This window comes from Pseudomonas sp. S04 (genome assembly GCF_009834545.1).
Classification (GTDB): Bacteria; Pseudomonadota; Gammaproteobacteria; order Pseudomonadales; family Pseudomonadaceae; genus Aquipseudomonas.
Genome location: NZ_CP019427.1, coordinates 3,530,586 through 3,556,351, shown reverse-complemented (window position 1 = coordinate 3,556,351; position 25,766 = coordinate 3,530,586). Strand labels below are relative to the sequence as shown.

Sequence of the window (25,766 nt, the reverse complement as noted above, 5' to 3'; positions counted from 1 at the left end):
AATAGCCTCGTGGTACGAACGTTGGTTCACACACATCTTTCACCGGCTAAATCAATCAGTCTCTTTTAACCATTGCAATGGGTGGGCGGCACGGTAGAGGCAGCAATGTCCCACGTCAGCATTACCTGGGTGATGGCCGCATCAATGAGCCCATGCGGCGTGTTATCCCGAGCAAGGATGGAAATACCCTGCAAGAAACTGTCGAACACCGTAGCCATCGCGGGCGCGTCAATATTGCCCGGCAACTGGCCGGCACTCACACCCAGGTCAACACACGCCAAAATCCCCGCGCGAGTGCGGGCGCGAGATTGGGTCAGGGCTTCGACCACCCGAGCATTCTCTGGGTTGGGCGCGCTCATCATGCCGAGGGTCACCATGCAGCCCTTGGGATGGCCTTCTTCACACTGCATGCGCGCCGACTGGCGCAGCGCGGTCTCGATGGCCTGGCGTGGCGGCAGGCTCTCGTCCCACAGGCATTCGGTGACCTGGGCGAAGGTCGCCAGGTAACGCTGCACGCACTCATCAAACAATGCTTCCTTGGAACCGAACGCCGCGTAAAAGCTCGGCGCGGAGATCCCGCCACCGAGTCCGGCTTTCAACTGAGCGAGGGAGGTCGCGTCGTAGCCGTGTTGCCAAAACAGGTGCAAGGCCTGTTCCACGGCGTGGTCGCGGTCGAAAGTGCGGGGGCGGCCCATTTGCGCCATTACAAGGCTCCTCTGAATGACGAGATAAATACTAGTCGATACATAAGTCGTTGACAACGAGCGCTTGCCGTCCTCAACATATGTATCGATCAGTATTTAAATCTGAAGTCCTCGCTCAAGGAGTCTCCCGTGACACCCACAATCACCTTATCGGCAGCGCCCGACCGTCTGCCCATCGGCGCGTTGCTTGCTCTGGCCATGACCGGATTCATCTGCATCGTTACCGAAACTCTGCCCGCTGGGCTGTTGCCGCTGATCAGTGAAGGCCTGGCGATTTCCCCCTCCATGGCCGGCCAGATGGTCACCGCTTACGCTCTGGGCTCGGTGCTGGCGGTCATCCCCATGACCATCGCCACCCGTGGCTGGCGCCGCCGTAACGTGCTGCTGCTGACCATCGTCGGTTTCTTGTTGTTCAATTCCATCACCGCGCTGTCATCCCATTATGGCGTGACTCTGGTGGCGCGCTTCTTCGCCGGTGTCGCGGCGGGGTTGGCCTGGAGCCTGCTGGCCGGCTACGCACGTCGCATGGTTGCGCCCCATCAACAGGGCAAGGCGCTGGCGCTGGCCATGGTCGGCACACCGATTGCTCTGGCCCTAGGCGTACCCCTCGGTACTTGGCTGGGCGGCCTCGTAGGTTGGCGCACCACCTTCGGCATCATGTCGGCCCTGACCCTGGTGCTGATTGCCTGGGTCCTGGTGAAAGTCCCTGACTACCCACCCCAAGCTGCGCACCAGCGCATGTCGCTGCGAACCGTGCTGACCACGCCGGGCGTACGACCTGTGCTAGCGGTGGTGATCAGCTGGATGCTGGCACACAACATTCTCTACACCTACATCGCTCCGTTTGTGGCGCCGGCGGGGTTGGGGGATCAAGTGGATTTGGTGTTGTTGGTGTTTGGTATTGCGGCGTTGGTGGGGATTTGGGTGACTGCCAAATTGGTTGAGCCATTGTTGCGCAAGACTGTGTTGGTGAGCTTGGCAGCGTTTGTGACGGTTTGCGTGATGTTAGGTTTTTTGGGTCGCGTGCCTGAGGTGATCTACATCGGTGTGGCGGTTTGGGGGTTGAGCTTCGGTGGGGCGGCGACGTTGCTGCAAACGGCACTGGCGGATGCGGCCGGGGATGGGGCTGATGTGGCGTTGTCGTTGAATGTAGTGGCCTGGAATAGCGCGATTGCGGGGAGTGGGGTGGTGGGTGGGGTGTTGCTGGATAGGTGGGGCGTCGCCTCTTTTCCATGGGCAATGGTGGTGTTGGTGGGTGTGGGGTTTGCAATTGTCTGGAGCGCTCGGGTTCACGGCTTCAAATCGGGCCCGCGTGCGGCTGGCAGGCCTGCGGTTGCGGGGCACTGAACCACATGCAAATTGAGCGAAGGGCGGCGAGGACTGCGTCCTCGAACGCAGCCTCGCGGGCTCGACAGCTGCTACGGGGGATTGGGCATTTCCCAGCAAACGGCGTGCACTACGAAAAAGCCCCGCTCGGCGCAGTGCCGGCGGGGCTTTTGGTGACTCGAGAACCGCGCTTACGCGACGTTCATGGTCTTGTGAGTATCGATCAAATGCTGCACCACACCCGGGTCGGCCAGGGTCGAGATGTCACCCAAGCCATCGTACTCAGCCGTGGCAATCTTGCGCAGGATGCGGCGCATGATTTTCCCCGAACGGGTTTTCGGCAGCCCTGGCGCCCACTGGATGACATCCGGCGAGGCGATCGGACCGATCTCCTTGCGCACCCAGTTCTTCAGCTCCAGGCGCAACGCTTCGTTCGGCTCTTCGCCACCGTTGAGGGTGACGTAGACATAGATCCCCTGACCCTTGATGTCGTGCGGCACGCCGACTACCGCGGCCTCGGCGACTTTCGGGTGGGCGACCATCGCGCTTTCGATTTCGGCGGTGCCCATGCGGTGGCCGGAGACGTTGAGCACGTCATCCACCCGGCCGGTGATCCACCAGTAGCCGTCTTCGTCGCGACGAGCACCGTCGCCGGTGAAGTACATACCGCGGAAGGTCTTGAAGTAGGTGTCGACAAAACGGTCATGGTCGCCGTACAGGGTACGGGCCTGGCCTGGCCACGAGTCGAGGATCACCAGGTTGCCTTCGGCCGCACCCTCGATGATGTTGCCCAGGTTATCCACCAGCGCCGGTACCACGCCGAAGAACGGACGCGCCGCAGAGCCTGGCTTGAGGGCGTGAGCGCCCGGCAGCGGGCTCATCAGGGTGGCGCCGGTTTCGGTCTGCCACCAGGTGTCGACGATCGGGCAACGCGATTGTCCGACGTTCTTGTAGTACCAGTCCCAGGCTTCTGGGTTGATCGGCTCACCCACCGAACCCAACAGGCGCAGGCTGCTGCCATCGGTGCCTTCGCAGGCGGCAGTGCCGGAGGCCATCATGGCGCGGATCGCGGTCGGCGCGGTGTAGAGGATATTGACCTGGTGCTTGTCGACGATTTTCCCCACCCGGGTGATGTCCGGGTAGTTCGGCACACCTTCGAACAGCAGGGTGGTCGCGCCATTGGCCAGCGGGCCGTAGACGATGTAGGTGTGGCCAGTGACCCAGCCGACGTCGGCGGTGCACCAGTAGATTTCGCCCGGACGGTAGTCGAACACGCGCTCATGGGTCAGCGCCGCGTACAGCAGGTAGCCGCCGGTGGTGTGCTGAACGCCCTTTGGCTTGCCGGTGGAGCCGGAGGTGTAGAGGATGAACAGCGCTTCTTCGGCGCCCATTTCTTTCGGCGCGCAGACGGTGCCCGCGACTTTCATCAGGTCTTCGTACCAGATGTCGCGATGCTGGTTCCACTTGATGTCGCCACCGGTGCGCTTGCACACGATGACTTTCTGGATGCTGCTGGTTTCCGGGTTGGTCAGCGCGTCGTCGACGTTGGCCTTGAGGGAAATTTTCTTACCGGCACGCAGGCCTTCGTCAGCGGTGATCACCACTTTCGATTTGCAGTCGATGATCCGTCCGGCCAGGGCTTCGGGCGAGAAGCCGCCGAACACCACCGAGTGAATCGCGCCGATCCGGGTGCAGGCCAGCATGGCGACCACGGCTTCGGGGATCATCGGCATATAGATAGTCACCACGTCGCCGCGGTGCACATCCTGGCCACGCAGGGCGTTGGCAAACTTGCAGACTTGTTCGTGCAGCTCGCGGTAGGTGATGTTGCGGCTCTCGGAAGGGTCATCGCCTTCCCAGATGATCGCGATCTGGTCACCGCGCTCGGCCAGGTGACGGTCGAGGCAGTTGTAGGAAACGTTGAGGGTGCCGTCGGCGAACCACTTGATGTCGACATGGTGGTCGTCGAACGAGGTCTGCTTCACCGTGGTGAAAGGCTTGATCCAGTCGAGGCGCTTGGCTTGTTCGCGCCAGAAGCCGTCCGGGTTGACGACCGACTGCTGGTACATGGCCTTGTAGGTCGCCTCGTCAGTCAGGGTATTGGCCAGAGCCTCGGGACGAACGGGATACAGAGAAGCCGCACTCATCTTTCTTTACCTCGGTGAAATAGTTGTCTCAACGGCAAGGCTAGCGCCTACAGGAACGACGTAATCCTGTAGGCGTCCGGGGGGCGCTCGCGATCGCCGTTACTCGGTCTCGTAGAAGATCAGAAGAAGCCCAGCGGGTTGATGTCGTAGCTCACCAGCAGGTTTTTGGTCTGTTGGTAGTGATCGAGCATCATCTTGTGGGTTTCACGGCCGACGCCGGACTTCTTGTAGCCACCGAACGCGGCGTGCGCCGGGTACAGGTGATAGCAGTTGGTCCACACGCGACCGGCCTTGATCGCCCGGCCCATGCGGTAGGCGCGGTTGATGTCGCGGGTCCAGAGACCGGCACCGAGGCCGAACTCGGTGTCGTTGGCAATGGCCAGGGCTTCGGCTTCGTCCTTGAAGGTGGTGATGCTCACCACTGGACCGAAGATTTCTTCCTGGAACACGCGCATTTTGTTGGTGCCCTTGAGCAGGGTCGGCTGGATGTAATAGCCGGTCGCCAGGTTGCCCTCGAGTTTTTCCACCTTGCCACCGGTCAGCAGCTCGGCGCCTTCGCCCTTGGCGATCTCCAGGTAGGAGAGAATCTTGTCGAATTGCTGTTCGGAAGCCTGGGCGCCGACCATGGTGTCGGTGTCGAGCGGGTCGCCGCGCTTGATTTGCAGGACCTTCTTCATCACGACTTTCATGAAGTCGTCGTAGATCGACTCTTGCACCAGGGCGCGAGACGGGCAGGTGCAGACTTCACCCTGGTTGAAGAACGCCAGCACCAGGCCTTCGGCGGCTTTTTCGATGAACGATTCTTCGGCTTGCATGATGTCGGCGAAGAAGATGTTCGGCGACTTGCCGCCCAGTTCCACGGTCGACGGAATGATGTTTTCGGCGGCGCATTTCATGATGTGCGAGCCGACCGGGGTCGAGCCGGTGAATGCGATCTTGGCGATGCGCTTGCTGGTGGCCAGGGCTTCGCCGGCTTCTTTGCCGAACCCTTGCACCACGTTCAACACGCCCGGTGGCAGCAGGTCGCCGATCAGTTCCAGCAGCACGCTGATGCCCAGCGGCGTTTGTTCGGCCGGCTTGAGCACCACGCAGTTACCGGCAGCCAGGGCCGGCGCGAGTTTCCAGGCGGCCATCAGGATCGGGAAGTTCCACGGGATGATCTGGCCGACCACGCCCAGCGGTTCGTGGAAGTGATAGGCCGCGGTGTGTTCGTTGATTTCCGCAGAGCTGCCTTCCTGCGCGCGGATGCACCCGGCGTAGTAGCGGAAGTGATCCGCCGCCAGCGGGATGTCGGCGTTCAGGGTTTCGCGCACGGCCTTGCCGTTGTCCCAGGATTCGGTGATTGCCAGGACTTCGAGGTTCTGCTCGATGCGATCGGCGATTTTCAACAGCACCAGGGAGCGGTCCTGGACCGAGGTCTTGCCCCAGGCATCGGCCGCGGCGTGGGCCGCGTCCAGGGCTTTTTCGATGTCTTCGGCCGTGGAGCGGGGGAATTCGGCAATCGGCTGGCCGTTGACCGGCGAGGTGTTGGTGAAGTACTGGCCTTTGACAGGCGCGACGAACTCGCCGCCGATGTAGTTACCGTAGCGGGACTTGAAGGAAATGATGGCATCGGGAGTGCCGGGGTGGGCGTATTTCATGGTGGTGTTCTCTGGTTGTTGTGGGGTGTGGCCGTCTAGTGGACGGCCACTGTCAATTGCACCATCCCCAAGGGGTCAGGAGCCCTGCGGGGTTTCTCCACGTGCCAGGCGGGCATTGATGTTTTCGATGACCTCTGGCAAATCAACGATGGTGTCGATCAGATAGTGCGGGCGAGAGCCTTCGAACATCTTGATGATGCGCGCGCGTTCCTCGGCCAGCTCCTCGAGGGATAAATCCTTGAACTCTTCATAGGACAGGCCCAATGCGTTACCGGAGCAGGTCAATGCCACCGTCCACATTCCAGCGCTACGGCCTTCGAGAATCCCCGGCCAGGTGTCGTCGACCTTGACGCAGGCCGCTACATCACTGATGCCCAGCGCAATCACGTTAGCCAACGCTTGTGCGGGGTGTGGACGACCGTTGGGCACTTCGTCGGTCGCCACCACATGGTCGGTGACGTAGCCGTTCTTGCGAGCCAGCTCCACGACTTTTTCCATGACCACGGCCGGGTAGCCTGAGCAAGAACCGATTTTCAGTCCCTTGTCGCGCAAGCCATTGATGGTATTGAGCGCACCGGGAATCAGCGCCGAATGCAGGGCGATCTTTTCGATCTGCAAAGGCATGAAGCGCTCGTAGAGGGCAGTGACATCATCGTCGGTGGGCAATCGGCCGAAGGCGAGACGGTAGCGTTCGGCGATCTGCGGTTCGTTGCACAGCGTGCGGATGTGATCCCATTTGCCCATGCCCATAGGCCCGCGAGCTTCTGCCAGGGAGACTGCAACGCCGAACTCGGCAAAGGCTTCGACGAAGATCTGAGTCGGTGCGAAAGAACCGAAATCAACGACAGTGCCGGCCCAGTCCAGTACCACGCCCTGCAGTTGGGAAGGTTGTTGGTAATGCATGGTGATAGCTCCAATGAATGGTGAATGATTAATTCGAATTCAGGGGGTGGTGCCAACGATGACCGTTTGTATCGGAGCCGAGGCCAGCGCCGTGCTTTCCACGGTTTTCGGGCGGCTGTTCCAGAATGGAATCAACATCAGGCTGGCCAGTAGTGCCGCGACGGTGAACACCAGGAAGATGGTGGTGGTGTCGAAGTAACCGGGTAACAGGCCGCCGAGGACCGCGCCTATCGAACCGCAACCGTTGACGAAGCCTGCGGCGGAGGCCGCTCCGTCCTTACTGCCGAAATCAATGGCCGCCGAGCCGCTCATCATCGAGTCCGGCCCGTAAAGCGTCAGGCCCATCATGAACAGCAGGCCAACCACCATGTAAAGACTGCCGCTCTGCATGGCAGGGACGAACAGCGCGAGGCAAATGGTAAGCAGAACCAGGCTAAGGACACAGGCCGGCATCCGCCGAGCGCCAAAGTACTTGTCTGAGGCGATACCAATCAGGATCGGACCTGCCAGGCCTGCCAGTTCAAAAGCCGTCGGCACGATGGCGGATGCCACTTTGCCAATCTCTGGCATCCGCTCGTAGATAATCACCGGCCCCCAGAGCAGAATCGCGTAGCGCGCTGGCTTGAGCATGAAATAGGCCAGGCCGAGCACCAGTACGGTTCGATTTTTCATCACCGTGCGCAAACCGGCCCACATGCTTTCGCGCGGCACTGCGACCTTGCTGACGGGTTCGATCTCGATCTCTACAGGCGGCAACCCGACATCTTCTGGCTGGTTGCGTTGCAGGAAAAAGAACAGTACCGCTACCACCAGCACCACCACGGCGCTGCTGATGAACGCGATGCGCCAGTCATGGTAGGCGTTGTAGGCCCACCAACCGGCAAACGGTGTGGCAACCAGGCCGCCAAAGGCGTAGCAGGTGCTCCAGTAACCCAGTACGCGGCCACGTTCGCCAGTGCTGAAGAAGCTCCCAACGTTCTTGCACAGCCCCGACCAACCCGTGGACTGAGCCAGGCCCTGGATCAGCATGCAGGAGGCGAAGATCGGTAGCGTGGCGTAGGTGCCCATCAGTAGCGCCGCCAGCGCCGAGATCACCAGTCCGCTGAGGACCACGACCCTGGGACCGAAGCGGTCAGAGAAGTTGCCCCACAGAAACTGGCCGACTGCATACGCGATCAGGTAGAGGGCATCGAGGTTGGCCATCATGCTCTTTTCGAGCATGAAGTCCGGATCTTCGCCAATCCCCAGTTTGGCCACAGAAAAAGCCTTGCGGGTAAAGTAGAAGGCCGCGTAGGCCACCCAGGTGATAAGGAAAATTTGCACGCGCCAGCGCTGGAGCGATTTCCAGCCGGTTGCGAGAGGGTTTGTAGCGTTCTTGTTCATGGTGTTCTGATCCCGTATGTGGTGCCAGACAGCGCAAAGTAATGGGTTTTGTTTTTATTTTCGGTACAGAAAATCTCTCCACGCACACGGCATCGATCAGATGGCAGTGAGGTGGCATCAGGCTTTCGGTATTAAATTGACGCGGTCGCTGACTCCTGCTCGGCTGTGCCTAGCGGTAAGTCACCGAATCCATGGTTAAAAAAGACCCCTGCCCACAGGTGCTACCCATTGCACCCGTGCGTGAATCGACAAGGACCTTTGAAGGGCCGTCAGGCCGCCGGCTGTTGCATGTCGACGTTCATCGCCACGAGACTGTCGGCGATGGCGCGCAGCAACTGATGGACGATGTATTCGTCGATCTGGCCGATACAGCCGATACGGAAACTCTCGGCTACGGTCAGCTTGCCGGGATAGATGATGAACTGACGGGCTTTGAGCTCATCGTAGAACCGCTTGAACTCAAAGTTGGGATGTTGCGGGCTGAAGAACGTGGTGATGATTGGCGACAGCCAACGGTCTTCAAGCAATGTCCTGAAGCCCAGTTCGCGCATGCCTTTGACCAGCACATCGCGATTGCGCGTGTAGCGCGCCAGACGGCCATGCACACCGCCTTCGGCAGTGTGTTGCTCCAAGGCTTTATGGAACGCTACGACGCTGTGGGTCGGCGGCGTGAAGCGCCATTGGCCCGTGCGCTCCATGTAGACCCACTGCTCATACAGATCGAGGCTCAGGGAGTTGGCGCGGCCTTTGGCGGCCTCCAGCACGGAGCGGCGGATGATGACGAAACCGAAGCCGGGAATACCCTCGATGCATTTGTTGGCGGAGGACACCACCACGTCGAAAGCAATCTCATTGATGGTCAACGGCACGGCTCCGAAGGAGCTCATCGCATCGATGATCAGGCTCTTGCCATGCGCCTTCACCACATCGGCGATTTCGCGCAGCGGATTGAGAATGCCGGAGCTGGTTTCGCAATGGACCAGGAAGACGTTGGTGATGTCGGGATTGTCCCTGAGCAGGGCGTCCACCTCCTCAGGCTGCGGTGGCAGATAATCGCCTTTGTCCAAGGTAATGAACGCGCGGCCGAGGTACTCCAAGGTCTTGGTGGCGCGCTGGCCGTAGGCGCCATTCATCAGCACCAGTGCTTTACCGTCACGCGGGATGGCCGTGGCCAGAGCTGCCTCCACCGAGTAGCTACCGCTGCCTTGCAACGGCACACAGGCGAAGCTGTCGTCCTGGACACCGGCCATGCTGAGCAAGTTCTGGCGAACTTCGGCAGTGACTTGGTTGAAGGTAACATCCCATGAACCCCAGTCGCGCAGCATGGCTTCCTTGGTCGCTTTGGACGTGGTCAAGGGGCCCGGGGTCAGCAGGTAGGGTTCACCCAGGGCTGGGGTAGCCAGTGCCTGTGTGGTCGGAAATTCAGCTTTGGTCATGATCTTCTCCGGCGGTTTTGTTTTTGTGGGGGAGTGATGCATGGCGTGATCAAAACATCTGCGGAAAAATAACTGAAATCGATTTATCACATGTCACAAACAAGCTGAGCTTATAAGTCGAAATCATTCGTCTACCCTCCAGATCAGACCCTGGGTTGCTGTTCAAGTGAGCGGTCGCTGTGTGAGCGGGGCGTTAGCCCTTGTCTGACTTGCCGGCCGCCGCGGCGAATTTCGCCAGGCGCACATCCAGTCGACGCGGGTGCAGGTTGTGATCCTCGGCGTGCTCCTTGCGCCGAATGGCATTGCGCACCATCAGCGAACCGAGGTAGCGGATCGGCTCCGGTGGGAAATGGCCGAGCGGACCTTGCACCAGCGGCGAGCGTGTCCAGGGGTTGTCCTGCCCCAACACCAGCGATGAGAGGATCTGTCCACCCATGTGACAAGGGCCGACACCGCTGCCGGAATAGCCGAAGCCATAAAAGATATTGCCGCCTGCGCCCATCCGGCCGAAGAACGGTAGCCCGGTGACGGAGCGATCGGACGGGCCATTCCAGGTGGCGGCGATGCCGACATCGGCAAAGTCGGGGAAGAACTCGGCAAGGGTGTTGCGCAACAATCCTTTGTAGGGCGATGGCTGGTCGAATACCGGCAACATGCGCCCGCCGTAGGCGAAGGTATTGCCGCCTTTGCCGAGCATGATCCGGCCGTCCGGGGTGTTGTGGTAGTAGTGCACGAAGATGCGTGAGTCGAGCACGGTGACCCCGCTGGTCAGGCCGATCCGCTTGAGCAGGTCGGGTCGAGGCTCGGTAATGATCATGTCACTGGAGACGATGGCAACTGACCGCGAGAACTGCGCAAAGGCACGCGCCATCCAGGCGTTCATCGCCAACACGACCCGGTCGCAGGTGACGTTGCCGTTCGGGGTGTTGACGGTGGCAGGCTGACCCTCTTGCAAATGGGTCATCGGTGAGCCTTCGTAGATACGCACACCCAATTGCAGTGCGACTCGACGCAGACCGCGCACCAGCTTGCCCGGCTGCACACTGGCTGCCGCAGGCGAGAACCAGCCTTCAATGTGTCGGGTCGAGCCCGCCATGCGCTGCACGTCAGCTAGCGCGTACTTGGAGAAAGAGTTAATGCCATTGCGCTCCAGCGCGGCGATCACGCTGTCGGTCGAGCCGACCTGGGCACGGTTGGTTGCCGTGTAAAGCGTGCCATCGAGACGGTAATCGGCATCAACCGCGTACTTCTCGCAAAAGCTGCCGATGGCGTAGATGCTTTGCTCCGATTCCTTGACCAGGCGTATTGCCTCGTTGACCCCAAACAACCGCTCCAGGGTGAAGTATTTGGCCGACCAGGACAGCGCGCAGCCGCCGTTGCGTCCACTGGCGCCGGCACCACAGATGTCGGCTTCGACGATGACCACGTCCAGCTCGGGGTTCTGTTCCTTGAGCATGATCGCAGTCCACAAACCGGTGTAACCGCCACCGACGATGCAGACATCGGCGCGGGTGTTCTGCCGCAGCGGCGGGCAGGGCGAGTCGGGTTGAGTTTTCAGGGCCTGATCGAGCCAGTAGGGGCGCATGACGTCATCTCCGTTGCAGCGGTTTTGGGGGCAGGGCTTGAGCAGGCAATCAGGCGCATGCAGCGACCACGATCATTTCCACGCGCCAACCGGGGTCGATCAGATCGGCCAGGGTGCACGCTCGCGTTGGGGCATGGCCTTCGGGAAAGAACTGGTCCCAGACCCTGTTGAGCCCTGCGTAGTCGTCGCGATGGGCGAGCAGGATACGTACCGAAAGTACCTGCTTGCGGCTGCTGCCGGCACTCAGTAGGAGCTGCTCGATACCGGCGAGCACCTCGTGGGTCTGGGCCTCGATGTCGCCGCTGAGGTCGCTGGCAACCTGGCCACCGATATAGAGGTGGTTGTCATAGCGGACCATGTCCGAGCGGCGTTTTGTCGCGGCGAAACGTTCGATTTGCATAAAGTGCTTCCGGGCTGAGACGAGGGCGGCAGTGTTCGAACACTGGTCCGGGGCTTGCGAAAACCATGCTTGCAGTTCATCGTCTATAAATAAAATCGATTTAGCGTATGCATGAATAAGTTGAACCTATGCCAAGGCTGCCGCGATGACCATTTCCCATACCCAACTCAAGGCGTTCCACGCGGTTGCCGTCAACGGCAGTTTCACCCGCGCGGCCGAGCAGCTCTGCCTGTCTCAACCGGCGGTGTCCGACCAGGTACGCAAGCTCGAGGACTATTACGGGGTGATGGTGTTCTACCGCGACAAGCGCCAGGTGCGCCTGACTGAAGTGGGCGAGCGGTTGTTCGGCCTGACCCGGCGCTTGTTTGATATCAGTGTCGATGCCCACGACATGCTGATGGACTATCGCACCCTGTCCACGGGATCCCTGAACCTCGCCGTGGATGCGCCGGTGCATGTGCTGCCCTATGTCGCACGCTTTTGCAGGCGTTACCCCGGTATCGATGTGAAGATTGAAACCGCCAATACCGATGAGGTGCTGCAACGCTTATTCGCTCATCAGGCCGACATCGCCCTGCTGGGTCGCACTATCGAGGACGACCGACTGCTGTCGCTGCCCTTGCGCAGCGATCCGATGCTGGCGTTCGTCGCGCTTGATCATCCCTGGGCGCAACGCGAATCCATCAGCCTTGGCGACCTGCACGACACGCCGCTAGTGCTGCGGGAAAAAGGCTCGATGACGCGCCTGTGCCTGGAGGAAGAAATGGCCACCGCAGGCTTGCGCATCCGCAAGGCGATCGAAGTGGATGGGCGCGAAGCCGCACGTGAAGCGGTGGCGATTGGCATGGGTGTCGGGGTTGTCTCGGCGACCGAGCTGGGCTCTGATTCACGGCTTCGCGGGTTGCCCATCGTCGATTGTCAGCGGCGCTTCACCGAGACGCTGGTGTGCCTGCGCGCGCAGAGTTCGCGGCGTATCCTGACGACGTTTTTTAACGTGGTTCGAGAGGGGCTGGCTGAGTGAGGTGGGGGATCATGGCCTGGCGTGTGGACGCAGCAATACGTAGAGCGCGATGGGTGCCCCCACCAGGCCGATCACGGCATTGAGGTGCAACACGTGTCGGCTCCACGGCAGATGAGTGACCAGATCGGCCGCCAGCCCAAGCGAGGAACCCAGGAGCACGGCCGCAGGCATCAGCAGTCGGTGATCTGCGCTGGGTATGACCCCTCGGGCGACTTGCGCTGCGACCAGGCCAAGAAAAGCCACCGGTCCGCAATAGGCGGTGACCAGCCCGCAGAGCCATGCCGCGATGAACAGGGCAATCCGGCGAATGCGTTTTACCGGCATGCCCATCGATGCCGCATAACGGTCGCCAAGGAGCAGCGCGTTAAGAGGCTTGGACAGTGCCCATAGGGCGGCAAAGCCAAGCAGGACTCCGGGTATCAGCAAGCGCAACTGCGCGCCAGTCGCGCCAGCGAAACTTGCGTCATCCCACGCCTTGAAAGCCCGCGCCTGGTTCTCATCGACAAAGTGCAGCAACACACTGATCAAGCCCACGGCCATGTAACCGAGCATCAGCCCGCTGATCAGCAGGGTGATGGTGTTGACCCGCCCGGAAATAAACGCCAGCAGGCTCAACAGCAAGGTCGATCCTGCAACGGAGGCAAGCGCCAGTCCTACGTCGCCTGCCAAGCCGAACTGGCTCAACCAGGCGTTACCTGCCACCCCGGAGAATGTCACCAGTACGGCGGCGCCCAACCGCGCGCTGTGGACGATGCCGAGGACATACGGGTCTGCCAGGGGGTTGCGAAACAGCGTCTGCAGCAACAATCCTGCTGCCCCCAGCGCTCCTCCGCTGACCAGCGCATTCAAGGCGCGAGGCAGACGAAACTGAAAAAGGATGTTGTGCCAGACAGTCTCGATCGAACCGCCCGCCAGTGCGCCAAGAATCGCTGTGACCGGGATGTCTACAGCGCCGATGGTCAATTCAGCGATCAGCAAGGTCAGGGTCAAGAGCGCCAACAACACGTAGCGACACCCAACGGGCAGGTAAGTAAATGAAGGGGCGTGTTTGATGATCATGGTCATGGCAACTTGCGAACAAATACGTTGGAGGGGAGGGCGGAAGGCGACAGTTGTGGGTGCAGCACTTGGACCAGTTCGGCCAACAACACGTGCGGCCGGGTCATGCTCTGGTCCTGATAGGGCGAAGCCCAGGCACCTGTGTAGCCTTGGTCGAAGGCATATACCCGGCCCTCACGCGCTGCACGAAACCAGCGACTGTGGGGGCTGGTTGCGAGCATCTGCGGCAGCGAGGCGTACCCAGGCTTGGCACCCAGCCAGAAGGGGGCCGCGGCGCCTTTCTCGTAGAGGTGTTCGAAACTTACCTGCACCAGGCTGCCTCGTTCCCGGGACTGCTCAAGCACGTATTGCCCACCCGCATCGGCAATCAATCGGGCCCGCTGATTGAGGCCGCCAAATACCTCGAAACTGCCACGACCAGAGGGGAAGCCCGCCATGACCAGAGGACGCTGCTGCAGATCGCTGGTCAATGCGGACCAACGCAGATAGTCGCGTTCAATCGCAGCGAATTGGCGATTGGCTTGAGCTTCGCGGTTCACCAGTAACGCCAGGAACTTCAACCATTCAGCCCGGCCAAGAGGGTGGCTTTCAAGATGATCGGCCTGAGGCAGGGCCAGCACGCCGACTTGCTGCAACTGCGGATGAATATTGAATTGCGGGTAGGCGGAGAAGAAGCTCAGATAGACATCCGGCTGGGCCGCCATGATCGGTTCGATATTTGAGTGGGCATTGCCCCACAGCTCGTGGATGTGGCCGCTTGCAACTCGTTTGCGCACTGATTCCACGGTAGGCGCGCGGACATTCTCGATGCCCACCAGTCGGTCAACGATACCTAGCTCATCCGCCGCCCCCAACATTGCCGAGTTACCGGTTGCCAGGCGCTGAATCGGTACCTGGACCACCAGTGTTGCAGGCGAATGCGCAGGTGTCGGCGTACCACACTGGACTAAAACAATCTCCAGGGGCTCTCCCGCATTGACGCTGGAGCGAAATCGCAAACGTTTGAAATTCAGTCCGTATTCGACGGACAACTGATCTGACCAGCTAAAACTGGCGCGCTGCGGAAAGTAGTCGACACCGGCATGATAGTCAGCAACGCATGCCTCCAGTTGGTTGTGTTCGGGCTGCATACCGACGTTATGCGCAGGCTGAACGCGAGCCAGCGAAGCTTGGCGCGCATCGCATCCTGGCACACAAATCAACAGTAAAAGCACCGCCCACAGATGCCAACTCATGGCAATGCCTCCAGCGCCACAACCAGTTGTCCGAGACTGCTGAAGCGCTGAGTGCGCTCACCGTCACGCAGACGAAAATCCATCGACTCTGCGCTGATATGCAGCGCGGCGTGCTCGGCCTCCTGATAGCCGATCCGGTGCAAGGCGCGTTGCGTCCACACGCGTGTGATCCCAGATGCTTGCAAGCGCACGGGACGCCCCGGCATGGCTGCAAGGCCCCACTCGCCACGCTCCAGGTCAAAGTGCAAGCCATTGCTGGAGAAGGTTTGCCCAAGCCGTCCATCAAGCACCAGGTCTTCCGGGGCGCCACACTGCAATTGGCGCGACTGATCGATCAGCCACAGCAGATCGGCGCAGCGCAGGGCAAGTTCAAGGTCATGGCACGACAAAAGAATGGCCAGATCCCGCTCTCGTGCCAGCTGCTGCAGCAGCCGCAAGGTTTCAATACGCCGCGGCAGGTCCAGGAAGGCGGTGATCTCATCCAGGATCAGCACCTTGGGCTGTTGTGCCAAGGCGCGTGCCAACAGGACTTTCTGGCGCTCGCCGTCGGACATGTTTGCCACCGCCTTGGCTGCCAGACCCGCAGCGCCTGCGTGTTCGAGTGCCTGGGTGACGATGTGCCGATCGTGTTCGTTGAGTCTTCCAGCCCAGCCGACATGCGGGTAGCGTCCGAGCGCGGCCAGTTCAAAGCCGCTAAGTGCGCCCGGATCGACCCGATCGGTCAACACCACGGCCATGCGTTTGGCGCGTTCTGCCGGGGCGAGGGAATCAAGCGGCTGCCCATCCAATTCGATGCGCCCTGAGACAGCCCGCTGCATGGCGCTCAATGTGCGGATCAGCGTCGACTTGCCGGCGCCATTCGCGCCCAGCAGACACACCAGGCGCCCTTTGGGTAAATGCAGGTCGAGGGGACCGAGTACGGCTTGTCGGCGGTATCCGACTTCTAGTGCGTAGCTACGCAGCATGCTTAAAACGCCGCGCCAAGGGTAACCATTGCAGTACGCGGAGCCCCCGGATACATCGGCACGAAACTGCCGCCCGAATCGTAGTAGCGCTTGTCAAACAGGTTCTGCACATTCAGTTGTACGCGGTAGCGCAGTGCCTGGCCGAAGCGATACGTAACGTTGCTATCCCAGCGGGTATAGGAGGGCAGGGTAAAGGTATTGCTGTTGTTCGCCTGCCGTTCACCCACGTAATTGGCACCCATGCCGATGCTCAACCCCGAAACACCAGGCAAATCGTAGGTGCTCCATAGACTGGCGTTGCGTTGCGGTGCGTTGGCCAGGCGATTGCCTTGCAGGCCACCGTCGCTGTCTTTGCTGATGGTGGTATCAAGCTGGGTATAGCTGGCAAGCAGGCGCCAGCGCTCGGTGACCACGAACGGCAAGTCAAGCTCCCAGCCTTTGCTGCGTTGCTCGCCCACTTGAATGCTGTAGGTGAACGTAGGGTCGTTCGGGTCGGCGACCAGGCCATCACGACGGCGAATATCGAAAACCGCCAAGGTCGGGGTGAAGCGCCCATTGAGCAGGCTGAGCTTGGTACCCACTTCGAACTGCTCGCCTTTCACCGGTTTGGCGAGTTGACCGCCTTCCAGGATCCCGTTGTTCAATTCGGTGCGCATTGAACGCGACCAGCTGGCATAGAGTGATAAGGCTTCGACCGGCGTCCAGGTGATACCCACTCGGGGGGAAAAGGCGTTGAAGGTTGCGGTTGATGGCTCACTCAGCCCGTAGTAGTCGTCGATGGCCGAGGCGTCGATTTGATCGAAGCGGCCCCCCAGCAACAGGCGCCATTGCTCCCTGCTACCAAAGCTCAGTTCGTCCTGGGTGTACAGCGCCCATGAGTCGTTGATGAAGCGCCCTTCGCCTGTCCGGCTCAGGGGGGAGGGAGGCGTGCCATACACCGGATTATTGAAATCGATCGTGCTGCTGGTACCGGCCGCGGAATCGTAATCCCACCAGTCCCGGCTGTACTCGGCACCGAACAGCAGTCGGTGATTGATCGGGCCAGTGCGAAAGCTGCGACTGATTTCTGCCAGCGCGGTCGCGTCTATCTGGCGATCATGATTGAGCTGCGGCCGCCGGCTGACGGTGGGATTGTCCTCGCTACCGCCGATTCCGCCATTGACAAAGCCGTAGGCGTACCACGAGGTTTGCAAACGCGAATCCGAGGCTTGAATGGCCGCATGCAGATCCCAGTCATCCGTCAAGGCGTGGTCCAGGGTTACCGAGGCCAGCTTGCTGATGGCGCTGTTGCGGGTGTCAGGCTCTGCGAAGTTGCGCTCGATTGGCGCATCCAGATAACGAGGGTTGTTACCGAATCCGCGGTCCATGTCGGCGACCTTGCGCGCGTATTCAAACTCGAAGGTCAGTGAGGTCTGCGGTGCCAGCTGCCACGTCAACACGGGCGAGAAGAATTTGCTCTCATTATTGACGAAGTCACGGAAGCTGCCGTTGTCCTGCCAGGCAGCGGTAAAGCGATAGTCAAGTGTTTCGCCCAGGGGGCCGGTGCTGTCGAGTGTGGTGCGGTAGAAGTCGTAGCGGCCGGCACTCACATCGACCTGAGTGCGCTGCTCGTGTTGGGGTTTCTTGGTCACCAGATTGACCACGCCACCGGGCTCAAAACGCCCGTACAGGGCGGACGCCGGCCCCTTCAATACTTCTATCTGTTCGATGTTGACCAGTTCGTCGACGCTGGCGAAGCTGCTACGGCGAATGCCGTTCTTCAGATTGCTTTCCGTGGCAAAACCACGCAGTCGGAATCGATCATTCAGAGCGCCAAAACCCACTTGGTTGGTAACTCCCGGCACGGTCCGAATCGCCTCACCCAAGGTCGTGACTCCCCGATCTTCAATCAGTTCGCGGGTAACCGTCTGAATGGAGAAAGGCGTTTCCTTGGCTGGGGTAGGGCTCTTGTTTGCCGTCGGCGCTATGGTCGAGCGGTACCCTTGTTCACGGGTACCGAAAACTTCCGTCGCGCCCAGCTCGAGAGTCGAATCATCTGCGCTCCCTGGCGGGGAAAACATGCACGCGATCCCAGCCAGAAAGAGGTGTTTAGAGGAGGATTTTTTTGTCATTGAGAGACCGGAGGTGCGTGGGTAGGCTGAAATTTTACGCGTCGACACATCGTTATAACATAACAATAGATGGGTTTTTCAGCAATCAAGGAATACCCTGGGTGGCGACAGCGCTGTCGGCCCACTGCGCGGATCGGCTGCCACGGACCGGGCCACCGACGTCGATCAGTCGCGAATGCTTGAGCTGTATTTGGCGGGCGTTCTGGTGGTTCGCTCAGACACCGTTCGTGAGAGTGTGTATGCCTTGGACAGTGGACAAACTGTGGTCGGTCTTCATGCCATGGCTTCTACAAAACCAGCGGTCCCGGTTGGGGCACTGACGGTGTCGTCACCAACCTTAACAAGCGCCAGGCGAACGTCCTGCAGGTGCGTATCGACCCGACGCTGGGTGCATACAATCCGGCCCAGGGCATCCTCAGTCTCAATCCCAGTGCCCCGGGCGACAGTCCGGCGGCGACGGGAGTCGGTTTGCAAATCGGCACCGGCTCGGGTACGCCGTTCCCGCTGTCGGTCTTGCGTCCCAGCGGCATAACCCCTTCCGGGATTGAAGGAGGGTTCTATAGCATCCCGTTGAAGGCGCGGTACTTCCAGTTCGGGGGCAGTGTGACACCGGGGCCGGCCAATGCGACCGCCACGTTCACGCTGGATTATCAATAAGCAGTGGGGGGAGGCGCCGGTGCAGTGGTTGCACTGCGACTGAACCATCCCGGTATACCAACCCCAACAAGCCCCTTTAGCTTATTGATCATTGTGCTCAAATGAATTGGCGAGATAGTCAATTAGCGAGCGTACGGAAGGCAGTAGGCCTCGGCGCGAGGGGAATACGGCGGTGATCACCCCTTCATCGGGCTTCCATTGTGGAATGAGCGTCAACAAACGACCGTCGGCGATTTCTTCCCGGACCACGGTCAACGGCATGCTGGCAATGCCGACCCCCTGAAGCACTGCACTTTTCAGTACTGCCATATCGTCGCTGACCAAGCGCGGAATATGGCTGATGAGTGCGGTGGCCCCGTTGGGGCCGTTCAAGTGCCAGTTGTAATTCGGCAGCGGTGCTCCCCAGTGGATACTTGGAAGATCCACCAGGTCCGTCGGTAGTTCCAACCGTGGATAGCGCTGCATGAAAACCGGGCTGGCAACCAGTACCTGTGGACTCCTGGCCAGGACTCTCATGACCAAGTCACTACTTTCCAGCGGTGGAAAACATAAGCTCAAGGCGATGTCATATCCCTCGCTGATGACATCAACCCTTCGGTTGAAACTCTTTACATAGAGTTCCACCGAAGGGCATTGCGCCATGAACTTGCCCAGTAGTGGGGCTACCCAGAAATTCAGCAGTGGCGTGGTGCAACTCAGGCGAATCACCCCTCGGGGCTCTGACCGGCTCTGTTCGATGACATCTTCCGCCGACTCAGCTTCCGCCATCATGGCCACGCAATGGCGGTAATAGGCCTGACCGATATCGGTAACCTGGAATTGCCTGGTCGAGCGCTGAATAAGGCGTACGCCCAGCCGCATCTCCAACTGACTGACCCGTCGACTCAAGGTGGATTTTGGCATGTTGAGGGCGCGACCTGCCGGAGCGAAGCCGGCATGTTCCACCACTTTTGCGTACAGAAAGAGTTCATTGAGATCAATCACTCGAGGCCTCGATCGTTCCATTTTTGAGACTGTGAAGTCTAATCCAGCCACTACCGGCATCCAACCTCGACGACTAAGGTTCGTTCCCTCAGGTCTTTTGGCAACCGTCCTGCTCTGCACAGGGCGAATCGATGAGCCCCTGGTTGGCCATGGTCCTTTTGTCATGATTAGCGAAGTAGAAATAGTCCAGGCCATCGCCGACTTCAACAACGGCTATGTTGAACAGACCCCCTTGATCATTTTGCAGTGTCATTGCTTGGCATTGCGAAACCTGTCGGCCGCGAGGCCGTCTTTTCTCAAAGGAGCACGTTATGAGTACCCCGGCGAACTTCAATAACCAAAGACCCGTCATTGATCCTTCCAATGCCGTCATGCTGTTGATCGACCACCAGAGTGGTCTGTTCCAGACCGTGGGCGATATGCCGATGCCCGAGCTACGCCTGCGTGCTGCGGCGTTGGCTAAAATGGCGTCCCTGGCCAAGATCCCGGTCATTACCACGGCCTCTGTGCCGCAAGGCCCGAATGGTCCATTGATCCCTGAGATTCATGAAAATGCTCCTCACGCCCAATATGTGGCGCGCAAGGGTGAGATCAATGCTTGGGACAACCCCGAATTTGTGGCTGCAGTGAAAGCCACGGGCAAGAAGCAACTCATCATCGCCGGCACCATCACTAGCGTGTGCATGGCGTTCCCGGCAATCAGCGCCGTGTATGACGGTTATCAGGTCTTCGCTGTGGTGGATGCGTCCGGCACCTACAGCAAAATGGCCCAGGAAATTACGCTCGCCCGAGTGGTCCAGGCCGGTGTGGTGCCGATGGATACCGGTGCTGTTGCATCTGAGATACAAAAATCCTGGAACCGCGACGATGCACAACAATGGGCTGAGGTGTACACCAAGATTTTCCCGGCCTATCAGTTACTGATCGAAAGCTACATGAGGGCTCAAGACGTAGCAAAAAACAATGAAGTGCTGGATTCCCAGCGCAAGTAATCGGGTACGTCACGGGGGGAGTTCCCCTCATCAGATGAAGCCCTCGGGGCTTGCGTTGTTCACCAGGAGAATGAAAATGTCCACTGCCTATAAACGTCTGGATAAAGATCAAGCGGCTGTGTTGTTGGTCGACCATCAGACCGGTCTGTTGTCGCTGGTCCGCGACATCGACCCGGACAAGTTCAAGAACAATGTGTTGGCGCTGGCCGATCTGGCCAAGTACTTCAAACTGCCGACCATTCTCACCACCAGCTTTGAAACGGGGCCGAACGGCCCGTTGGTGCCGGAGTTGAAAGCGTTGTTCCCCGACGCCCCTTACATTGCGCGTCCAGGCCAGATTAATGCTTGGGACAACGAGGATTTCGTCAAGGCCATCAAAGCCACTGGTAAAAAGCAACTGATCATCGCCGGGGTGGTGACCGAAGTCTGCGTAGCATTTCCAGCACTGTCGGCGATTGAGGCCGGTTTTGAAGTGTTTGTGGTGACCGACGCTTCCGGCACCTTCAATGCCCTGACCCGCGATTCAGCCTTGAACCGCATGTCGTCTGCCGGCGCACAACTGATGACCTGGTTCGGCTTGGCCTGTGAGCTGCACCGCGACTGGCGCAACGATATCGAAGGGCTGGGAGCGTTGTTCTCCAACCACATTCCGGACTATCGCAACTTGATCACCAGCTACACCAAGCTGACTTCCGACAAGTAAGTGCGGAGCAGGGCGGTATCAGCGCCGCTGGCTTTTTGTAAGTGTCGGAACAGGCCCTGCTCTATCGGGGCCTGTTCCTGTCGGGAGTTGAGTTCAAAGCCTGGCCACAGGAGAGATAAAAATGAGCAATCAAGAACCCGAATGCCAACTGTCGAACTCATCGGATTGCCCGATGCAAGCCGGTGGCCGGACGATCCAGCGCATTAGCGCACGCTCTGCGCAAGTCGGTGGGGGGATCACCGTCAATCGCCTGATGCCCTCGCGCCAGCGGCGGATGATCGGTGCCTGGTGTTTTCTCGATCATGCGGGTCCGGCAGTGTTCCAGAGCCATGCCGGGCTGCGCGTCGGCCCCCATCCCCATATCGGCCTACAGACCTTCACCTGGATGATCAAAGGTGAAGTCCTGCACCGCGATAGCCTGGGTAACGTACAGGTGATCAGCCCCGGGCAAGTGAATCTGATGACTGCCGGGCGAGGTATCACGCACACCGAGGTTTCGTTGCCCGAAGAGCATCATCTGCATGCTGCGCAGCTATGGATTGCCTTGCCCGATGCCCACAAGGACTGCGCCCCGGCGTTCGATCACTACGCACAACTGCCGGTCTGGGATGAAGGCGCGATGCGCTTCACCTTGTTGGCGGGACATTTCGCCGGTCATACAGCGCCCAGCCGTATCTACTCCCCGTTGGTTGGGCTGGATGTGTGGAGCCAGGGCGCGAGCAGCGTTCGATTGGCCGTGGAGCCCGAATTCGAATACGGCATCCTGCCTCTCGAAGGAACGTTCTCGATCAATGGGCAGGCCTTTGCCAGCGATGAGTTGGCCTACCTGGGACGTGGCCTCAACGAGATTGAACTGTCATCGACGGCGGGCGCTCGCGCCTTGTTGTTAGGCGGCGAACCCTTTGAGGAAGAAATACAGCTGTGGTGGAACTTCGTCGGCCACAGCAAACAGGAGATTGCCCAGGCCCTTGAAGCCTGGAACAGTCGCGACCTGGAGCGCTTCGGGGACGTTGAAGGTTTCGACGGTGAGCGCCTCGTGGCCCCGCCATTGCCATGGCAGCGTGGGTAATGCCAGGGAATAGCGCACGTTCATGCAACCACTGATCAACTACTTCAAGGTCGTGTTCAACCCCGGGCTAGGGGTGCTGCTGTTTGCCTTGCGCACAGTCGCCGCCGGCCTGTTGACGCTGTACCTGGCGTTCATTTTCGATCTGGATCAACCGAAATGGTCGGTGATGGCGGTGATCATCGTCAGCCAGCCGCTGGGGGGCATGGCTCTGCAACGCAGCTTTTCGCAGATCATTGGCACCACGGCAGGGGCGGCGGTGGCGGTGCTGATCATGGCGATCTTTCCTCAGGCGCCACTGCCATTCATCATCACCCTGGCTCTGTGGTTGGCAATATGCACGGCCGGGGGCACCCTGCTGCGCTACACCAGTTCACACGCGTTCGTGCTCAGTGGCTTCACTGCGGTAGTGGTGGCGCTCCTGGCAGTGCCCGAGCAGGACAACACGCTGATGTTGGCCATTACCCGGATTACCGAGACCTTGTTGGCGGTGGCCTGCGTCTGCGTGGTCAGTCTGTTGACCGCGCGCCCGGAAGCGGTGGCCCGGGGTTACTTCGCCAAGGTCGATCTAGTGCTCAAGCTGATGGCGCAACACGCGGCGGCAGTGATCCGTACCGAAGAAAGCGAGGCCGACTTTCATAAGCGTCAACTGCAACTGCTGGGGGAGATCAGCGCACTGGAGGGCTTGCGTCGGCACTTGTATTTCGATGCCCCGCGCTTGCGCAGCGCCAACGGCCTGGTGCAGTTGCTGGGTAATCAGTTGGTGTTGCTGACCTCGCGCCTGACGGTCTTGCGCCATCAACGCAAATTGATCGCCGAGCGCTGGGAAGGCGAGCTTCCGGAGCATATCCAACGCTTACGCGAAGACGAATTATTGTTTCTCGACGAGTTGGCCAGTCAGGGTCGTTCGCTGTCCAGCGAAGCCCGGCATCAGTTCAAGGTGCTCCAGCAGCGCTTCGATCATCTGGCGGAAAAAGCCGAGCGTCTGAGCGAAAACCTGCCGGCCACCTTGCGTTCGCTGGCGTGGGCACTGCGCTGGGAACAGGCTCGGCTGCTGCAACAACTGGAGGAAATCCTCGAGCTCAGTGACGCGATTCAGAACGGTCGCGAGGCCAGCTGCGTCTACCAGCAGCCCCGCAGCAATCCACTGCACCTGGACTTTCGACTGGCCGCGATGAATGCCGTGCGCGCCTTTACCGCGTTGCTGGTATCCGGCCTGATCTGGATCGAAACCGGGTGGGATGGGGCCCGTGCCGGGATGATTCTGGTGGGCATTCTGTGTTCGTTGATGGCGACCTTTCCACGGCCATTGCTGGCCAGCCAGAACTATGTACGGGGCCTCGGCCTGGCGCTGATTGTCTCGGCGATCTACCAGTTCATGCTCGTGCCCGCGATCGCTGATTTCGAAATGCTCGCGCTGATTCTCGCACCGCTGCTGTATGTGATCGCGGTGGGATTAGCCAGTCCGGCGACTGCCGGAATCGGCATGGGCCTGGGCCTGTCGACCTTTCTGATGGTCGGCCCACAAAATATCGGAGCCTGGCAGAACACCGCCATCCAGTGGTTCGAGTTCAGTGGCGCCTATGTCTGTGCCGGTGTGCTGTCTTTGCTGGTGTATTCGTGGGTGTTTCCCTTCAATCCGGCACAGCGTATCAATCGGCTGTTTCGTGAGACTCGCGAACAGGTGTATCTGCTGCTCAAGACCTCGGCCGCCGATGAACAGCAGTTTGCCTTTGAAAGCCGCATGGTCGATCGCCTGACAATGATGCTGGGGTTGCTGCCGGCGGCCAATGACCCACGCAGCAATCAACTCTATGAAGTCAGCCTGGCGTGCATGGCGCTCGGAGTGGCCCTTAATCAGCTCAAGCAGCAAGGGCAGGGCAATGCACTGATGAGCCCGCAGCTCAAGGACCGATTGCAATCGGTGCTGCAGCAGTCCGGGCGTCTGGTTGCGGATCGCCCAGGGGTTGACCTGCAGCGCTTGACCGCAGAGTTGCGCCAACTGGGCGACGAACTGGACCAACTGCATTCCGGTGAATTGGCAGCGGGGCATGAGCACCTGTGGTCAGTCTTCCGCATCCGCGTGGCCCTGCTGATCGTGGCCGCGTTCATCGAGCGTTATCGCGAGTTTCTTCAACCTGTGGACACAGGAGTCCCGGCCCTTGCCCATTGATTTCGAAGTAGGCGGGGTCTACTTGCCGCCCATTGCCCAGGCCTTGCTGTTGGCCTTGCCGATTTTCCTGTTGCTGGACTGGGGGTTGCGCCGGGTCGGGTTGCTCAGGTTTGTCTGGCATGAAGCGCTTTTTGAAGGTGCGCTGTATGCCTGCGTGTGCGCGGTGGTGATTTTGCTGATGGGTGCCTCATGAAAATGAACAAGAAAATCGTCGCCCAACTGGTGACCGTGGTCGTTGTCGGACTGGCCGTGGTGCTCGGTTGGTTTGCCTGGGATCACTACACCCGTTCGCCCTGGACCCGTGATGCGCGGGTTCGCGCCGATGTGGTGACGCTGTCCGCCGATGTCTCGGGGCGCATTGTCAGCCTGCATGTGCAGGATAACCAGCACGTGGAGAAGGGCCAGTTGCTGCTGCAAATCGATCCGGCACGCTACGCGTTGGCGGTCGAACATGCCAAGCGCTCAGTCGAAGTGGCGAAGGCGACGCAGGGTCAATCCCAGGCGGCGATCATCTCCAGTGAGGCACTGCTCAAGCAGCGCCAGAGCGAGGAGCGCAGGAGAAGGACCCTTAAACAGGGTTTTGCAATCTCCGGCGAGGAGTGGGAGAAGGCCAGCACTGAAGTCGCGGTTGCCCGTGCGGACCTGCTGAGCAACCAGGCCAACCTGGGCCTGGCGCAAGCCAATGTGCAATTGGCCATTGCGGCATTGACCCAGGCCGAACTGGACCTGCAACGAACTCGGGTGACGGCACCTGTCAGCGGTTACGTGACAAACCTGCTGACCCGCGAAGGCGATTACGCCAGTGCGGGTAGCGCGCTGCTGGCGCTGGTTGACAGTGACTCGTTTTATCTCAGTGGCTACTTCGAGGAAACCAAGCTGCCGCGAATAGCGGTGGGCGACCGGGTACAAATCCACCTGATGAGTGGCGAGGCGTTCGGCGGAATCGTGCAGAGCATCGCCTTTGCCATTACCGATCGGGAGAACTCTCCGGGCAATCGCCTGCTAGCCAACATCAACCCCAGCTACACCTGGGTGAAACTGGCCCAGCGGGTACCCGTCAGGATCCAGATAGACCCGCAATATGCTCGCAAGGGCAGCCTGCGTGCGGGCACCACGGCCACCGTGACGGTGCTCGAAAGGTAGGCGTCGCGGCTACATCGACAACGCGTTCGCAAAAGGTGCTCATCACTGGGGGCGGGTCAAACGCCGATGGGTACCGCGTGATTGTGGATTATCCGTTCAGGATTTTTTTACCAGCAACATAAGAAGGCATGAC

General features: G+C 59.9%; 23 protein-coding genes. 10 read left to right on the top strand and 13 right to left on the bottom strand.

Going from position 1 to position 25,766, the window contains the following annotated elements:
* Nucleotides 1-65 precede the first annotated feature (65 nt).
* A complete protein-coding gene (locus tag PspS04_RS15630) occupies nt 66-704 on the bottom strand; it encodes a TetR/AcrR family transcriptional regulator (RefSeq protein WP_159996401.1) in 639 nt (212 codons plus the stop codon).
* Between the two features lie 129 nt (nt 705-833).
* Between PspS04_RS15630 and PspS04_RS15625 the strand changes: the two genes are divergently transcribed.
* A complete protein-coding gene (locus PspS04_RS15625) occupies nt 834-2,051 on the top strand; it encodes an MFS transporter (RefSeq protein ID WP_159996399.1) in 1,218 nt (405 codons plus the stop codon).
* Nucleotides 2,052-2,221: 170 nt separating this feature from the next.
* Here PspS04_RS15625 and acs read toward each other — a convergent pair whose 3' ends face one another.
* From acs to PspS04_RS15590, 7 genes are all read right to left on the bottom strand, one after another.
* Nucleotides 2,222-4,177 carry an acetate--CoA ligase gene (gene acs, locus PspS04_RS15620; protein ID WP_159996397.1) on the bottom strand — a complete coding sequence of 652 codons (1,956 nt, stop codon included), beginning with the start codon at nt 4,175-4,177 and terminating at the stop codon, nt 2,222-2,224.
* 119 nt (nt 4,178-4,296) lie between these two features.
* Entirely contained in the window at nt 4,297-5,817 is a 1,521-nt protein-coding gene (gene exaC / locus PspS04_RS15615) for an acetaldehyde dehydrogenase ExaC (RefSeq protein ID WP_159996395.1), read from the bottom strand.
* Between the two features lie 75 nt (nt 5,818-5,892).
* Nucleotides 5,893-6,720, bottom strand: coding sequence for a phosphonoacetaldehyde hydrolase (gene phnX / locus PspS04_RS15610; protein ID WP_095168550.1), 828 nt, complete (start codon nt 6,718-6,720; stop codon nt 5,893-5,895).
* Nucleotides 6,721-6,759: 39 nt separating this feature from the next.
* Nucleotides 6,760-8,103, bottom strand: coding sequence for an MFS transporter (locus tag PspS04_RS15605; RefSeq protein ID WP_159996393.1), 1,344 nt, complete (start codon nt 8,101-8,103; stop codon nt 6,760-6,762).
* 269 nt (nt 8,104-8,372) lie between these two features.
* The gene (locus PspS04_RS15600) at nt 8,373-9,539 is read right to left on the bottom strand and encodes a 2-aminoethylphosphonate--pyruvate transaminase (protein WP_159996391.1); all 1,167 of its coding nucleotides are present in this window, start codon (nt 9,537-9,539) and stop codon (nt 8,373-8,375) included.
* A gap of 193 nt (nt 9,540-9,732) precedes the next feature.
* Nucleotides 9,733-11,124 carry an FAD-dependent oxidoreductase gene (locus PspS04_RS15595; protein ID WP_159996389.1) on the bottom strand — a complete coding sequence of 464 codons (1,392 nt, stop codon included), beginning with the start codon at nt 11,122-11,124 and terminating at the stop codon, nt 9,733-9,735.
* 49 nt (nt 11,125-11,173) lie between these two features.
* Entirely contained in the window at nt 11,174-11,524 is a 351-nt protein-coding gene (locus tag PspS04_RS15590) for a RidA family protein (RefSeq protein WP_159996387.1), read from the bottom strand.
* A 145-nt stretch (nt 11,525-11,669) separates the two neighbouring features.
* Between PspS04_RS15590 and PspS04_RS15585 the strand changes: the two genes are divergently transcribed.
* Nucleotides 11,670-12,545: a LysR substrate-binding domain-containing protein gene (locus tag PspS04_RS15585; RefSeq protein WP_095168558.1), complete on the top strand. Its 876-nt coding sequence runs from the start codon at nt 11,670-11,672 to the stop codon at nt 12,543-12,545.
* Nucleotides 12,546-12,554: 9 nt separating this feature from the next.
* Here the strand turns inward: PspS04_RS15585 and PspS04_RS15580 are convergent, their stop codons facing one another.
* Genes PspS04_RS15580 through PspS04_RS15565 form a run of 4 tightly spaced genes read right to left on the bottom strand, consistent with a single transcriptional unit; the run spans nt 12,555 to nt 17,864 of the window.
* Entirely contained in the window at nt 12,555-13,604 is a 1,050-nt protein-coding gene (locus PspS04_RS15580) for a FecCD family ABC transporter permease (protein ID WP_159996385.1), read from the bottom strand.
* 2 nt (nt 13,605-13,606) lie between these two features.
* A complete protein-coding gene (locus PspS04_RS15575; protein ID WP_159996383.1) occupies nt 13,607-14,839 on the bottom strand; it encodes an ABC transporter substrate-binding protein in 1,233 nt (410 codons plus the stop codon).
* The gene (locus PspS04_RS15570) at nt 14,836-15,804 is read right to left on the bottom strand and encodes an ABC transporter ATP-binding protein (protein WP_159996381.1); all 969 of its coding nucleotides are present in this window, start codon (nt 15,802-15,804) and stop codon (nt 14,836-14,838) included. The genes PspS04_RS15575 and PspS04_RS15570 overlap by 4 nt, the downstream gene beginning before the upstream one ends.
* A 2-nt stretch (nt 15,805-15,806) precedes the next feature.
* On the bottom strand, nt 15,807-17,864 hold the full coding sequence (locus PspS04_RS15565; protein ID WP_159996379.1) for a TonB-dependent siderophore receptor: 2,058 nt from the start codon (nt 17,862-17,864) through the stop codon (nt 15,807-15,809).
* Between the two features lie 417 nt (nt 17,865-18,281).
* Here PspS04_RS15565 and PspS04_RS15560 point away from each other — a divergent pair, with 417 nt between their 5' ends.
* Complete coding sequence (locus PspS04_RS15560; RefSeq protein WP_159996377.1) at nt 18,282-18,572, top strand: fimbrial protein; 291 nt, start codon at nt 18,282-18,284, stop codon at nt 18,570-18,572.
* A gap of 81 nt (nt 18,573-18,653) precedes the next feature.
* On the opposite strand, the gene PspS04_RS15555 is transcribed toward PspS04_RS15560, so the two are convergent.
* Nucleotides 18,654-19,556 (bottom strand): LysR substrate-binding domain-containing protein, encoded by a 903-nt coding sequence (locus PspS04_RS15555; RefSeq protein ID WP_159996375.1) that lies wholly within the window; start codon nt 19,554-19,556, stop codon nt 18,654-18,656.
* Between PspS04_RS15555 and PspS04_RS28115 the strand changes: the two genes are divergently transcribed.
* From PspS04_RS28115 to PspS04_RS15520, 7 genes are all read left to right on the top strand, one after another.
* Nucleotides 19,474-19,893 (top strand): pirin-like C-terminal cupin domain-containing protein, encoded by a 420-nt coding sequence (locus PspS04_RS28115; RefSeq protein ID WP_159996373.1) that lies wholly within the window; start codon nt 19,474-19,476, stop codon nt 19,891-19,893. The genes PspS04_RS15555 and PspS04_RS28115 overlap by 83 nt on opposite strands.
* Nucleotides 19,868-20,548, top strand: a complete 681-nt coding sequence (locus PspS04_RS15545; protein WP_095168578.1) for a hydrolase — start codon at nt 19,868-19,870, stop codon at nt 20,546-20,548. The genes PspS04_RS28115 and PspS04_RS15545 overlap by 26 nt, the downstream gene beginning before the upstream one ends.
* A gap of 76 nt (nt 20,549-20,624) precedes the next feature.
* Entirely contained in the window at nt 20,625-21,251 is a 627-nt protein-coding gene (ycaC, locus tag PspS04_RS15540; RefSeq protein WP_159996371.1) for an isochorismate family cysteine hydrolase YcaC, read from the top strand.
* Between the two features lie 121 nt (nt 21,252-21,372).
* The gene (locus tag PspS04_RS15535) at nt 21,373-22,320 is read left to right on the top strand and encodes a pirin family protein (protein ID WP_159996369.1); all 948 of its coding nucleotides are present in this window, start codon (nt 21,373-21,375) and stop codon (nt 22,318-22,320) included.
* A gap of 22 nt (nt 22,321-22,342) precedes the next feature.
* Nucleotides 22,343-24,490, top strand: coding sequence for an FUSC family protein (locus PspS04_RS15530; protein WP_159996367.1), 2,148 nt, complete (start codon nt 22,343-22,345; stop codon nt 24,488-24,490).
* Nucleotides 24,480-24,683, top strand: coding sequence for a DUF1656 domain-containing protein (locus tag PspS04_RS15525; protein WP_159996365.1), 204 nt, complete (start codon nt 24,480-24,482; stop codon nt 24,681-24,683). Before PspS04_RS15530 ends, PspS04_RS15525 begins: the two co-directional genes overlap by 11 nt.
* Nucleotides 24,680-25,633, top strand: a complete 954-nt coding sequence (locus PspS04_RS15520; RefSeq protein WP_159996363.1) for an HlyD family secretion protein — start codon at nt 24,680-24,682, stop codon at nt 25,631-25,633. Before PspS04_RS15525 ends, PspS04_RS15520 begins: the two co-directional genes overlap by 4 nt.
* Nucleotides 25,634-25,766: the final 133 nt, after the last annotated feature.